The following is a 13,586-nucleotide window of genomic DNA, read 5'->3' on the forward strand; positions in this document are numbered from 1 at the left end:
AACAAGAAAATCTAGTTCCCTCCCCTTTGCAAGGGGAGGGTTAGGGTGGGGTAAAACCCTGGTTAATCAGCTACTTCAGACTTTTGTGTATACCGTAGCCTTAGCAAGAGAGGGTGCGCGTCAGCGCGGGTGGGATTATCTGTTGTAAACATTTTTTGAATTGGTATAAGTTGCTATTTTTCAAGGGTTTTCGGCATATTTCTTATAATAAAATGCCTTCAGTTGGTGAATACCCTAAAATTTGGTGTCTTACTCATGCTCAGACGCTTACGCAGCCGAAAAATTTCCTCAGTAGCTATGCTTGTGCTTGTTATATGCTTTACTCTGGTAAGTGTGCGTTCCTTTGGGCAAACAATTATGACATCAGTACCCCAACTGCTCACCGACCCATTTTTGCAATTGCCAACTGCAACTTCAGTACGAGTAGTTTGGTTTACTGAATTTGCTGGTGTTAATCACACAGTAACCTATGGTGAAAATCTCAAACAAACTACTAAGGCAAGTACTACCAAACTCAGTCGCACACGTGAAGACCAACAATCAAGAGTTGCAAACCAAACCAAAGACGGACAAGTTTATCAAAAACCCGTCCAACGGGACATTTGGCGACATGAGGCTGAGGTAACTGGGTTAACTCCTGGTGTGCGGGTTAACTATCGTGTCACGAGTGTACAAGAAGACGGCAAAAGTGTTGAAAGTGATGTTTTTACCCTTGCAGCTACTCCAAAATCGGATACACCACTAAAAATTCTACTTACTTCAGATCATCAATTAAAGCCGATGACAGCGGCAAATCTGCAAAAGGTGATAGAAACAGTTGGACGAGTTGATGGCGTGTGGTTTGCTGGTGATTTAGTCAATGTTAGCGATCGCGCCTCAGAATGGTTTGATGATAATGTTGGTGGTGCGTTGTTTCCCGGTTTACAAGGTCGTGCTAAATATGAAATGACGCACAACGACGTTAAGACAACCTACACTGGTGGACAAATAATTCAACACGCACCCATGTTTACTTGCATTGGTAATCATGAGGTGATGGGGCGCTTTGCCAGGACGGGAAGTTTAAATGATGAATTTGATGATACAATCCCGCGTGTAGTTGCTCAAAAAATCTACCCAGATAAATCTTTAATCGATAATTCTTTTAATACTAATACCTACGAAGAGATTTTCTCTTTACCAAAAAGTAAAGAGGGTGGAAAAAGATATTATGCAGTTAGTTTTGGTGATACGCGTTTGGTGGTACTGTACGCTACGAATATGTGGCGGACTCCCAACTTAAATGGAAAGCGTAGGGGTAGATATCAGGAAGCTGAAAAGGATTTAAATAATCCTGAAAATTGGGGTTATGGACAGGTGATTTATGAGCCAATTGCTAAAGGCAGCAAGCAATATAATTGGCTAGAGTCGGAACTTAACAGCCCTGAGTTTCAACAAGCAAAAAACAAAGTTGTGATGTTCCATCACCCACCCCATACTTTGGGTGATAATATAGTTCCTGCTTATACAGAACCAGTACAGATAATTGAACGGGATAGCGGCAATATCAAAGCAGTGCGTTACGAGTATCCCAAAGACGCAGATTATATTATCCGCGATGTTGTCCCAATACTTGAAGCAGCTAATGTGCAATTGGTATTTTATGGGCATTCCCATTTGTGGAATCGCTTTGTTAGTCCCAGTGGAATGCACTTTCTAGAAACATCTAATGTGGGTAATACTTATGGTGCTGCTTGGGGTGACAGAAAACGAGAGGTACCAATTGGATATCAAGAGGATTATGTTCAGCTTGGCGATCCCAATGGGTTAGAACCGATAGTGCCAACAATTGCCCCAATGCTTGGTGAAGATGGAAAGCCGATGCCTTATATTGCGAGTAATGATATTACAGTTTTCAGTATCTTTGATACAGGGGCAGGTACGATAAGTAGTTATCGCTTTGATACTCGTAAGCCTGATTCGGAAGTCTTGAAGTTTGACGAATTTAAGTTGAAATAGTTGAAATAGCCGGGGCGAATGGAATTCGCAGCTACACAAACATAGACGCTTTGCGGCTTACCGCAGGGTAGCCCGCCTCCGCGGACTGAGAAAAAATTGAGGGTTTGAACCCACGGAGGTGGGTTTTGCCTGTGTAGGCGCGGTTTCTAACCGCCGATTTCATTTAAGTTCACAGGAGTAGATTATAGACTAGCGATCGCATCGGCAACTCGCCCAGAAACAAAGGGCAAAATATCCCGACTCCTAGCCTGGGCTTTACCTTCAGTAAATACCACTAAGAGGTAAGGGCGCTGTTCTGGTAATTCAATATACGCGGCATCATGGTGAACTTGACTTGTCCAACCTGCCTTTGACCAAATTTGAGCATTTTCAGGGAGTCCACCGCCTAAAAAACCTGTTACCTGATCTTCGTCTCTGTCAGTGGGCAAATCGTTGAGAGGACGTTTGAGTAAAGCCATCATGGCTTGCGATCGCGCACTTGAAACCGCCACTCCACCTACAATACTATGCAGTAACCTAGCGATCGCATTTGTGGTCAACATATTGCGATTTTCCAGTAACTCTCCCACAAATGCCCGTTCTCGTCCATAAGGGCCATCACTCCAAGTTTTTTGACAGACATTAATTGTCTCCATTTCTTCCCAACCCAAAGATTGGTAATAGCGGTTAACAATATTACGCTGATATTTCCAGGTTTCAAAGGGGCCAACTGGTAATTCTGGCCCTGATGTGGTACCACTCAAAATATCCACAACCAAGCTGGTAGCATCGTTACCAGAATCGACAATCATATCCCGCAAAGCTCGCTCCAACTCCTTGGAGGTTTGACTCATGCCTTTTTCTAGCCATTCATTTACCGCCACCAGGTAAAATAGCTTGACTACACTGGCAGGATAAATCCGCTCAACACCCCGATAAGTGAAACCACGAACTGGGTGATCCCAAAAAGCGTTGGGAGTCAGCGCCCCACCAGTATTTACTCGCACTGGTGGATCGTAAACAACCCAAGTCAAGGCAATTTGGTTACGTGCTAAGGTCGGAAATGCTGCCCAAGTTGCATCTAAAATGCCATTACCAAGATTTTCGAGTTGTTCGTCTTTATTAAAAAAAATCATTCTCTAATAATGTCCTTTAATCTAAAATCCAAAATCCAAAATCCACAATCAGGGGAGTATCAGTGTTTAGCTGACCTGAATTTATATGATTCTCCTGAATGTACACGTTTAGCAACTCAAGCTGCATCTGGGAGACATTTGTGGGTAACATCAAATCATCAAAATTCGGCGGTTGAGGTGTATTTATGTGAAGATGACTATCCAGGATGGGTATCTCTTTCAGATTTTGATTCATTACAATCTGCTACTGTACCTTATCAGGCTGCAACATTTTCTGAATCGGAGATTAAAAAACTCCTAGCAGAGATTATCGCCTTTACCCAAAAAGCGATGCAACAATCAAATTATTACCTTTGGGGTGGTACGGTTGGACCAAATTATGACTGTTCTGGCTTAATGCAGGCGGCGTTTGCTTCCGTGGGTATTTGGCTACCTAGAGATGCCTATCAACAGGAAGGATTCACTCAACCAATTACAATTGCAGAATTAGCAGCCGGGGATCTGGTCTTTTTTGGAACTAGCCAAAAAGCCACCCATGTCGGGCTTTATTTGGCCGATGGTTATTATATCCATAGTTCTGGGAAAGAACAGGGACGGAATGGGATCGGAATTGATATTCTCTCGGAACAGGGAGATGCGGTTAGTCAGTCGTACTATCAGCAGCTGCGAGGTGCTGGTAGAGTTTTTAAGAGTTACGAACCACAGAGACGCTGAGGGCGCTGAGACTTATGAGGAGTGGGTTGATTTCCGAAAGGAGTAGTGAGGAAGATGGGGCGATTTCAGCAATTGTCCCAGATGTTTCGGTGGTAGTACCAATACATGACGAGGTGGAGAGTTTGCCGCTTTTACTAGAAGCGATCGCCTCTACTTTATCTTCTAGTCAGGTAAATTATGAAATCATTTGTGTAGATGATGGTTCTACAGATGGTTCTGGGGCTTTTCTCAAAGAACAGGCGCAAATCCGCACTGATTTAAAGGCGGTGATTTTGCGTCGCAACTACGGACAAACTGCGGCGATGGCTGCTGGATTTTATTATGCAGTCGGTAAAGCGATCGTTACTTTAGATGCCGATCTCCAAAACGATCCGGCTGATATCCCGATGTTATTAGCAAAGCTGGATGAGGGTTACGATTTGGTGAGTGGTTGGCGGCAAAAACGCCAAGATGGGGCTGTAAATCGATTACTTCCTTCCAAAATTGCCAATTGGCTAATTCGCCGCACTACTAGCGTGAATATTCATGACTATGGCTGTTCGCTGAAAGCCTATCGTGCAGAACTTTTGGCAGATATGAACCTCTACGGAGAATTACACCGATTTTTACCTGCTTTGGCGTACATCGAAGGTGCTAGAATTACTGAAATTCCTGTACGTCATCATGCCCGTCGCTTTGGTCGTAGTAAATATGGAATTTGGCGGACATTCCGGGTATTGATGGATTTGTTAACCATTCTGTTTATGAAAAAATTCCTCACCCGCCCGATGCACGTTTTTGGGCTGTTGGGCTTGATTTCCATGTTTTCGGGCACTGCGATCGGAATTTACTTGACTTTTGTCAAATTGGCTTTAGGTGAGATGATTGGCAATCGCCCTTTGCTGATTTTGGCAGTTCTATTGTTACTAACTGGAGTGCAGTTGTTTTGCTTCGGTCTTTTGGCAGAATTGCTCATGCGTACATACCACGAATCCCAAGGACGGCCTATCTATCGCGTGCGAGAGGTGGTAGCAAAAAATCTTAAGTAACGTAACAATAAGCGCCTGCTGCTTAAATGCTACTTAAAACGCTAGCCTTGAAGAATCCAGTAACTAACACATACTAAATCATGTTACCTAAACCCAAAAAGCACTGGACTCCTTCAAATTGGGCAAGTTGGAAACCTTTTGGCATTGGTGAACAGTACCCTAACAACTATTGGGAAGTATTTCGGGCAATCTGGCTGTCTCGTGGCAAATTACCTTACGCGTGGAATATTCTCGATAAAGGTGTCTGTGATGGTTGCGCTCTCGGAACAACCGGGATGAAGGATTGGACTTTAGATGGTATCCATCTCTGCAATGTCCGGTTGCGGCTGTTGCGGATGAATACGATGCCAGCTTTTGACCCTGTGCTATTGGCAGATGTCTCGCAGTTGCAAAAGCAAAAAAGTGCCCAATTACGCGACTTGGGAAGGCTCCCGTATCCGATGATTCGTCAACGCGGGGAAAAAGGCTTTCGCCGTGTGACCTGGGATGAAGCTTTAGGGGTAATTAGCGATCGCATCCACACTACTACACCAGATCGTCTCAGTTTCTATGTCACCAGTCGCGGTACTGTCAACGAAACTTATTATGCTACCCAAAAAGCTGTGCGGGCTATGGGAAGTAATAATATTGATAACGCTGCCCGCATTTGTCATTCTCCCAGTACGGCGGGATTGAAAGCTGCTATCGGTGCTGGGGCTACCACTTGTTCTTATAAAGACTGGATTGGTACTGATTTATTAGTCTTCATTGGCTCCAATGTTGCCAACAATCAGCCTGTTACCGTTAAGTATCTCCATTACGCTAAGAAAGCTGGCACAAAGATTGTAGTCATTAATACTTACCGCGAACCAGGAATGGAGCGCTACTGGGTTCCCTCAATTGTAGAAAGTGCCGTTTTCGGTACAAAGTTTGCCGAAGACTTCTTCTTAATTAACATGGGCGGGGATATAGCATTTTTAAATGGCACTATTAAACATATAATTGCTAACAACTGGGTAGACCAATCATTTATAAATTTACATACAGTTGGCTTTGCCGAACTCAAAACATCTTTAGAAAGCCAATCTTGGGAAGAATTGGAGCGGCTTTCTGGGACATCGCGTGAGTCAATGTACGCCTTTGCCAAAATGGTCAAAGAAGCGAATAAAGCCGTATTTGTTTGGAGTATGGGTATTACTCAGCATGAATGCGGTGAAGATAATGTGCGAAGTATCATTAACTTAGCTCTCACCAAAGGTTTTGTCGGTCGGGAAGGTTGTGGTTTAATGCCAATTCGCGGGCACTCTGGGGTGCAGGGTGGTGCAGAAATGGGATGTTACGCGACAGTATTTCCTGGTGGTAAACCTATCACTCCAGAAAATGCTGCCCAATTGAGTCAGCATTGGGGCTTTGATGTGCCAGCAAGTAAAGGTTTAATTGCTCCAGAAATGATTAACGCCGCACATCAGGGGGAAATAGAAGTGTTGGTTTCTGTGGGGGGAAATTTTTTAGAAGTGCTGCCAGAACCAGAGTATGTGGAAGCGGCGCTAAAGCAAATACCACTGCGGGTACATATAGATATTGTTCTCTCCAGCCAAATGTTGGTGGAACCTGCTGATACTGTAGTGCTTTTACCTGCGACGACTCGCTACGAAATACCAGGAGGAGTTACAGAAACTAACACCGAACGTCGGGTAATTTTCAGTCCAGAGATTCCGGGGCCGCGCATTGGAGAAGCGCGTCCAGAGTGGGAAGTGTTTTTAGAATTAGCAAGGCGGGTAAAACCGGATTTGGCAGATAAGCTGGATTTTGCTGACACAGCTGCTATCCGTCAAGAAATTGCTCAAGTTGTCCCCCAATATGCAGGTATTCAACACTTACAGCAAGCTGGCGATCAGTTTCAATATGGTGGTTCACATTTATGCTTTGGTTGGAATTTCCCTACAGCAGATGGGAAGGCGCACTTTGGGGTATTATTGCCACGCCAAAGAGAATTACCAGAAGGTTATTTTTTATTAGCAACGCGCCGAGGCAAACAATTTAATAGTATGGTGCAGGAACGCAAGGATGCAATTACTGGGGCGATGCGAGAGGCGGTGCTAATGAATGCTGCTGATGCGGCACAGTTGGGTTTAAAAGATAGCGATCGCGTCATTCTTAAGAATGATTTAGGCGAGTTGTTATGTCAAGTCTACATTGCGCCAATTCAGTCAGGAAACTTGCAAGTACATTGGCCAGAAGGGAATGTGCTACTAGATAAAACTAAGCGATCGCTTGAAGGTGTACCTGATTATAATGCAGTAGTACGCTTAGAAAAGCAAACCTAATATTAACGCTTTCCGACTGCTACGCTCAACTTAACATCACTCCAAAACTTGCAGCCATGTCTGTCGCCAAAGATTTTGAAACCCCAGAAGATGTTATATTTCCACCAGGGGATTTAGAAAGTAACGAACCACCATTGGAAACATACCTACATTTGCAGCAAATGCTGCTATTGATAAAATGTATTGATTGGTGGTGGCGAGACCACAATCGCTTTAATGACTACTTTGCTGCGGGGAATATTAGCATTCATTACAGTCCACGCCAGCGTAAATCCGAAGACTTTCGGGGGCCAGATTTCTTTGTCGTTTTAAATACTGAACGCAAACCCCGTGATAGTTGGGTTGTTTGGGAAGAAGACGGCAAATATCCGAATTTGATTATAGAACTGCTTTCAAAATCAACCGCAGCGATTGACAAGGGCTTAAAAAAACAAATATATCAAGATATCTTTCGCACTCCTGAATATTTCTGGTTTGACCCCAAGAATCTAGAATTTGCTGGGTTTATTTTGGTGGGTGGTACGTATCAACCTATAGAACCCAACCCACAAGGATTGTTGTGGAGTCAGCAGCTAAGTTTGTACTTGGGCGTTCATGAAAATCAATTACGCTATTTCAATGCGGAAGGACAGGTAATGCCTATACCTGAAGAAATTGCCCAGTGGGAAGCGGAACACGCCCAACAAGAAAGACAACGTGCTGAACAAGAAAAGCAACGTGCTGAACGCCTAGCAGCAAAACTGCGAGAATTGGGTGTTGACCCAGATACGATTTAAAGTATGTAGACTTGCTCTAAAAATTATGGAAGCTCAACCAAAGGAGGTTAGGAATTATTTAACATATAAGTTATCAATCCTTTTTTGAGTGGTTAATTACTACTTTCTTAAAAACACCAATTATTGATAAATGAACATTGATACATAAATTTTATCAGACCAGTAGGGTGAACATGATAATGTCAACCCTACAAGCATAATTACAAATCACTATCATTTATTCTCAACAACCTCTAGACCTGTCCTAGCTACTGATTTAATATCAACATTCTGATTGTTTAGCAGCACTACTATAGTGGTCTTTTCATTGGGTAAATATGCAAGCAATGTTACGAAGCCATAAGCTGTACCACTATGCCCAATTGCTTTTGCTAAAGGAGATGAAAATCGTTCTACACCCAAACCATAACTATAACCTGCGCCATTATCTTTAAATTTCAGCATTTCTTTCATCATCTTCGACGAAAGTAAAGTTTTTTTGACAAATAACGCTTTGGCGAACTTGGCTAAATCTTCTGCTGTTGAAACCAACCCACCATCTCCCAAACCATTGCCATCATTGACTTCGGCGTAGCTATCTAGCTTACCATCCTTATTGCGATCGCCATAACCTGTAGCGACTTCTCCAATTGTCGGTTCGCGCAATTCTGTGAAGGTATGTTTTAATCCCAATGGTTTTAAAATCTGGCTGCGGATTGCTTGTGCGAGAGTTCCCCTAGTGATGTTTTCAACAATCAGTTCCAAAAGAATGTAGTTGCAATCAGTATAAATAAATTTTTCTCCAGGATTTGCCTGCGGTTCTTCTTGATACATATACTGAATAGCTTCTCTAGCTGTCCAAGGCTGTGAGCGGCTTCTTTTCGCTGTAGCTTGAATAAATTCTTTTGTATCTAGGTATTCAGCAACACCACTAGTATGGTTGAGCAGTTGACGAACTGTAATTTTTTCGCTGTTGACAATATGAGGACTAATATCTCTTGGTAGGTAGGTTGCGATCGCCCCATCTGATTCTATCTTCCCTTGCTCCACTAATTTCAGGACAACTACCGCCATAAAAGTTTTACTCATACTGGCAATAGAAAAGCCATCTGTGGGTTTTATCCGAGTTTTAGTTGACAAGTTATTGACACCAGATGCTCCTAACCAAGAACCTTTAGGTGTAGTAATATACATGACTGCACCAGGGATTTTCTGTTCTACAATTATCTCATTTAAAAGTTTTTGTAATTGAGAACTTTTTCCTACGGTGGAGGTAGAAATCACTTGTTTAGCAAGAGATTTTTCAATTACTCTCTGACTAATGTTATTAGCTACTAAATATCCTGTAAAACCAAGGGAAATCACAAATACTATTGCCAATAAAATTTTGCTGAAAGCCAAAAGTTTTAGGTTCATTTTACTTATTAAACAGAAACCGAACTTTGTTCCCAAATTAGGGTCAAAATTTAAATTCACCAACTCTCAAAAATATGAAAATGGCAACTAAAAGCAAGACCAAAGCCACTGTCTGGGTTGTGGAAAATGGTAAAATGCGATCGCGTTTAGACCAACTCACCACTGAAGAACCTTTAGAAATTCGTCTTGTTCCTTTCCAGAAGACGGTAGCTGTAACAATGCGGACACCAGGGGCAGATTTTGAACTAGCTGCCGGTTTCCTCTACAGTGAAGGAGTCGTTAATAGCAGAGAAGATATTCGACGTATCAGCTACTGCGTAGATGAATTGGTGGATGGTGAACAGCACCATAATATTGTAAATGTGGAACTGCGGGATGGTTTAATTCCAGACTTACAGCCTTTGGAGCGTCATTTCTACACTAGTAGCGCCTGTGGGGTGTGTGGTAAAGCTAGCCTTGAGGCTTTACGTCTGCGGGGATGTCCAGTGATTTCTTCTGGACCAACGGTAACACCTGAGATTATCTACAGCCTACCAGATAAACTCCGGGCTGCTCAAGGTATTTTCACCGCTACAGGGGGTTTGCACGCTGCGGCTATCTTCGATATTCAAGGACAACTATTAAATCTGTGGGAGGATGTTGGACGACATAATGCTTTGGATAAATTGATTGGTACAGCTTTGCTCAGTAATGAGTTGCCTTTAAATAATTGTATTGTCATGGTTAGTGGGCGCTCTAGTTTTGAGATTTTGCAAAAGTCTACAACTGCTGGAGTTCCTATTGTCTGTTCTGTTTCCGCTCCCAGTAGTTTGGCGGTATCTGTCGCCAAGGAATTCGGGATTACCTTAATTGGATTTCTGCGCGGAGAACGGTTCAATATTTACACTGGTTTGCAAAGAATTAAGGCTGCTTAAGAACACTTTTATAGTGGCGTAGCAAGGCTAAATTGTTGCAAAAAAATTTGTAGGTTGAGTTGAGCAACGCGAAACCCAACATTGATCGGCTCGGTTAAGACATCTTTGTGCTTTTCCTTAATGAGAGGAGTATCACCAACCTCAGTTGGCCCATCCCACGCTTCAATCACCTGGATTTGTGGATAAATTTGACGCAGCCAATTTGCTCGAACTGTTAAAGGAATAGCAGTCACTTCTGGACACTCATAAATCATCACCAGCCGATGGCCAGGAAATGTTGATTATCAAAAGACTTTATACCTGAAAAAGAAGCTCGTTCAGGAATTTGGACTCTTCTTTGTTTGGGAGGTGATTAAAAATTTAGCAATGCCAGAATTTGATGATACACTTCTGGCGCTACAAGGAATTAGTGCTGCAACATATCTTGGACTTAGAGGGCAAGAGACGCGATAAAAGCCGTCTCTACAATAATTAGTCTTTTGTAGAGACGGCGATTTATCGCGTCTTTGTGATGATTTATCGCATCTTTAGCGATCTAGAATTCAAATGAGGTATTAGCTAACTTAGTCCATCAGATGCTGCTGTACTTGTGAAACTAGTTCATTTGTCCAGTAGTTGGCGAGTTCGGCACTGGCTGCTTCCACCATTACTCTGATGACTGGTTCTGTGCCAGAGGCGCGAACCAAAATTCTGCCGGAATCGCCCATTGCAGCTTCCGCAAGAGCGATCGCTTGTTGCACAGGTTGGCAATCTTGCCATCCCAAACGGCGATCGCGATCAACAACGCGCACGTTCCGCAACAATTGTGGATAGGTTTGGAAGCTTTGATCTACTAATTCGCTCAAGGGAACACCCGCCTCTTTTACCAAAGATGCTATGTGTAATGCTGTTAACAAGCCATCTCCAGTTACGGCATAGTGACGGCAAAGAATATGCCCTGATTGTTCGCCACCTAACATTGCTCCAGTCCGCTGCATTTCGGCTTGCACGTATTGGTCGCCAACTGCGGTACGAATTAAGTTACCACCAATTTGCTGCCAAGCTTTCTCAAAGCCTAAGTTGGCCATGACTGTAGATACAATCAGGTTGTCTGGTAATTGTTGGTTTTGTTGTAAGTGTCGTCCCCACAGATAGAGAATGTAATCGCCGTTAACTTGTCTGCCGATATTGTCGACTGCTAAGACGCGATCGGCATCGCCATCGAAGCCAAAGCCGATATCGGCGTTGTGTTCTTGTACCGTTGCTGCCAAAATATCTAGGTGCGTGGAACCGCAGTTAACATTGATGCGATCGCCATCTGCCTCGTTATGCAAGCAGATTACCTCCGCCCCCATTTGTGTAAATACTGATGGTGCTAACCCAACTGCGGCTCCCCACGCCAAGTCTAAAACAATCTTCATTCCCTGAAGATTTAGGGCACCGTTCAAGGGTTTTTTCAACGCCGAGCTATAATCTTCCACTAACTCGAAACGTGAGTAATGCCGTCCGCAATTATTGACTCTAGCGATCGGTGATATCTTGCCACGCAGTCCCGCTTCAATTTCTGCCTGCAATATTTGCGGTAACTTCCCACCATTGGCACCAAAAACCTTAATCCCATTGTCTTCTGGGGGATTGTGGCTGGCAGAAATCATCACTCCGCCAATGGCATCACTGATACTGGTGAGATAGGCAACGCAAGGAGTGGGACATAATCCCAAATACCAAACCTCTAACCCCGCTGCTGTTAACCCTGCACTCAAAGCCATTGCCAACATATCGCTGGAGTTTCTAGAGTCCTGTCCGAGAATGACTGGCCCTACTTGAGTAGCATGATTACGTAAAACAATCCCCGTCCAAAAACCAACTTGCAATGCTAGGGGCGCACTCAGTAATTCTCCCACTCGTCCGCGAATCCCATCTGTGCCAAATAAGGGATTTGCTGGTAATGAGATTAAATTTAGTCCAAAACTGCTCTCAATCCCTTTGCCCAATCCCTCAACTTCAGAAGTAGAACCCCCAGAAATGCCAGATGTCCGAGTTATAGATGAAACCATATTTTTAAACACTCCACACAATCACACTGAAAAATAAATAGCACTTAAGACTTTATTCAGCAATTTTGACATGCTTTTTCTCTTTAGAAATTCATTCTAGATCGAGATGTATTTACGTAATAATACTGAATTTTTCTTTCTTGGATTGTAAATCTTTGATAAAGTCAGTATTGGTTTTTACGTTATTAGTAAAGTCTCCACATCTTAGCTAATTATTCCTTTTATGCCGACAATTTTCGTTTTAATTTTTATCTGTATTAGTTCACACTTTACAATGCTATTACTAAGTGATAATGTAATAAATATTACTTTCTACGCATCACAAATATTTTCATCCAAGCGGAGAATGAAAGCAAGATTCAGCTAATAACGACAAAAAATCAAAATACTGGAATCTAAAATTCTGTCCTCTTAGCCTTGTTGCTGTGTTAAAAACGACAGAATCATTGCAGCTTAAAAAATTTTAATATAAATTCTCTTCAAATAGTTTTAAGGTAACGTTTTAATGGCTTTTTTAGCCGTTAGTAAATCAAAACTCCGGCAGTTAACTTTTTAAAGTTGAGAAATTTAGCATGAGCAGCAATTTAGCAACCAAATTACGTGTAGGCACTAAGAAAGCCCACACAATGGCAGAAAATGTAGGTTTTGTCAAGTGCTTTTTAAAAGGAGTAGTGGAAAAAAACTCTTACCGGAAACTTGTTGCTAACTTCTACTTCGTCTACTCAGCGATGGAAGAGGAAATAGAAAAGCACCGCCAGCACCCAATAGTTTCTAAAATTAACTTTCCTCAGCTAAACCGCAAGCATAGCTTAGAGCAAGACCTGAGTTATTATTTTGGTGCAAACTGGAGAGAGCAAATCAAACTATCTCCCGCAGGTGAAGCTTATGTACAGCGCATCCGAGAAATATCTGCTACAGAACCGGAATTGTTAATCGCCCATTCATACACTCGTTACATAGGTGACTTATCCGGGGGACAAATTCTCAAAAATATTGCTGTAACAGCGATGAATTTGTCTGATGGACAAGGAACAGCCTTTTATGAGTTTCCAGAAATTCCTGATGAGAAGGCATTCAAAGCCAAATATCGGCAAACTTTGGATGAATTACCCCTTGACGAGGCGGCAACCGATCGCATCGTTGATGAAGCTAACGCCGCCTTTGGCACGAACATGAAGCTATTCCAGGAATTGGAAGGTAATTTGATCAAGGCGATCGGTGTGATGCTGTATAATAGTCTTACACGGCGTCGTACACGTGGTAGTACTGAACTCGTCACAGCTGAGTAATCGTGTTGAGATTGC

General features: G+C 42.8%; 11 protein-coding genes. 7 read left to right on the forward strand and 4 right to left on the reverse strand.

All coding sequences use genetic code 11. The annotated features are described in order from the left end of the window. Positions 1 to 357 precede the first annotated feature (357 nt). Positions 358 to 1,998, forward strand: coding sequence for a metallophosphoesterase family protein (locus tag HWQ43_RS07230; RefSeq protein WP_292731680.1), 1,641 nt, complete (start codon positions 358 to 360; stop codon positions 1,996 to 1,998). A 182-nt stretch (positions 1,999 to 2,180) separates the two neighbouring features. Here HWQ43_RS07230 and HWQ43_RS07235 read toward each other — a convergent pair whose 3' ends face one another. Further along, positions 2,181 to 3,113, reverse strand: coding sequence for a serine hydrolase (locus tag HWQ43_RS07235; protein WP_292731682.1), 933 nt, complete (start codon positions 3,111 to 3,113; stop codon positions 2,181 to 2,183). Between the two features lie 9 nt (positions 3,114 to 3,122). On the opposite strand from HWQ43_RS07235, the gene HWQ43_RS07240 reads away from it, so the two are divergent. The 4 genes from HWQ43_RS07240 (at position 3,123) to HWQ43_RS07255 (ending at position 7,937) form a co-directional block, all read left to right on the forward strand. Continuing rightward, positions 3,123 to 3,827, forward strand: coding sequence for a C40 family peptidase (locus HWQ43_RS07240; protein WP_292731684.1), 705 nt, complete (start codon positions 3,123 to 3,125; stop codon positions 3,825 to 3,827). A gap of 14 nt (positions 3,828 to 3,841) precedes the next feature. Then, positions 3,842 to 4,855 carry a glycosyltransferase family 2 protein gene (locus HWQ43_RS07245; protein WP_292731685.1) on the forward strand — a complete coding sequence of 338 codons (1,014 nt, stop codon included), beginning with the start codon at positions 3,842 to 3,844 and terminating at the stop codon, positions 4,853 to 4,855. A gap of 80 nt (positions 4,856 to 4,935) precedes the next feature. After that, complete coding sequence (locus HWQ43_RS07250) at positions 4,936 to 7,161, forward strand: FdhF/YdeP family oxidoreductase (RefSeq protein WP_292731687.1); 2,226 nt, start codon at positions 4,936 to 4,938, stop codon at positions 7,159 to 7,161. A gap of 56 nt (positions 7,162 to 7,217) precedes the next feature. Further along, on the forward strand, positions 7,218 to 7,937 hold the full coding sequence (locus HWQ43_RS07255) for a Uma2 family endonuclease (protein WP_292731689.1): 720 nt from the start codon (positions 7,218 to 7,220) through the stop codon (positions 7,935 to 7,937). A 213-nt stretch (positions 7,938 to 8,150) separates the two neighbouring features. Here the strand turns inward: HWQ43_RS07255 and HWQ43_RS07260 are convergent, their stop codons facing one another. Continuing rightward, a complete protein-coding gene (locus HWQ43_RS07260) occupies positions 8,151 to 9,332 on the reverse strand; it encodes a serine hydrolase (RefSeq protein ID WP_292731691.1) in 1,182 nt (393 codons plus the stop codon). A gap of 74 nt (positions 9,333 to 9,406) precedes the next feature. On the opposite strand from HWQ43_RS07260, the gene fdhD reads away from it, so the two are divergent. After that, complete coding sequence (gene fdhD / locus HWQ43_RS07265; protein WP_292731693.1) at positions 9,407 to 10,246, forward strand: formate dehydrogenase accessory sulfurtransferase FdhD; 840 nt, start codon at positions 9,407 to 9,409, stop codon at positions 10,244 to 10,246. Between the two features lie 8 nt (positions 10,247 to 10,254). Here fdhD and HWQ43_RS07270 read toward each other — a convergent pair whose 3' ends face one another. Beyond that, on the reverse strand, positions 10,255 to 10,500 hold the full coding sequence (locus HWQ43_RS07270; protein ID WP_292731695.1) for a hypothetical protein: 246 nt from the start codon (positions 10,498 to 10,500) through the stop codon (positions 10,255 to 10,257). Between the two features lie 309 nt (positions 10,501 to 10,809). Beyond that, positions 10,810 to 12,282, reverse strand: coding sequence for a phosphoglucosamine mutase (gene glmM / locus HWQ43_RS07275; RefSeq protein WP_292731697.1), 1,473 nt, complete (start codon positions 12,280 to 12,282; stop codon positions 10,810 to 10,812). Between the two features lie 572 nt (positions 12,283 to 12,854). Between glmM and HWQ43_RS07280 the strand changes: the two genes are divergently transcribed. Next, positions 12,855 to 13,571, forward strand: a complete 717-nt coding sequence (locus HWQ43_RS07280; RefSeq protein ID WP_292731699.1) for a heme oxygenase (biliverdin-producing) — start codon at positions 12,855 to 12,857, stop codon at positions 13,569 to 13,571. The last annotated feature ends 15 nt before the right edge of the window (positions 13,572 to 13,586 follow it).

Origin of the sequence: Nostoc sp. JL31, from assembly GCF_017114965.1 — a bacterium.
GTDB lineage: Bacteria > Cyanobacteriota > Cyanobacteriia > Cyanobacteriales > Nostocaceae > Nostoc > Nostoc punctiforme_A.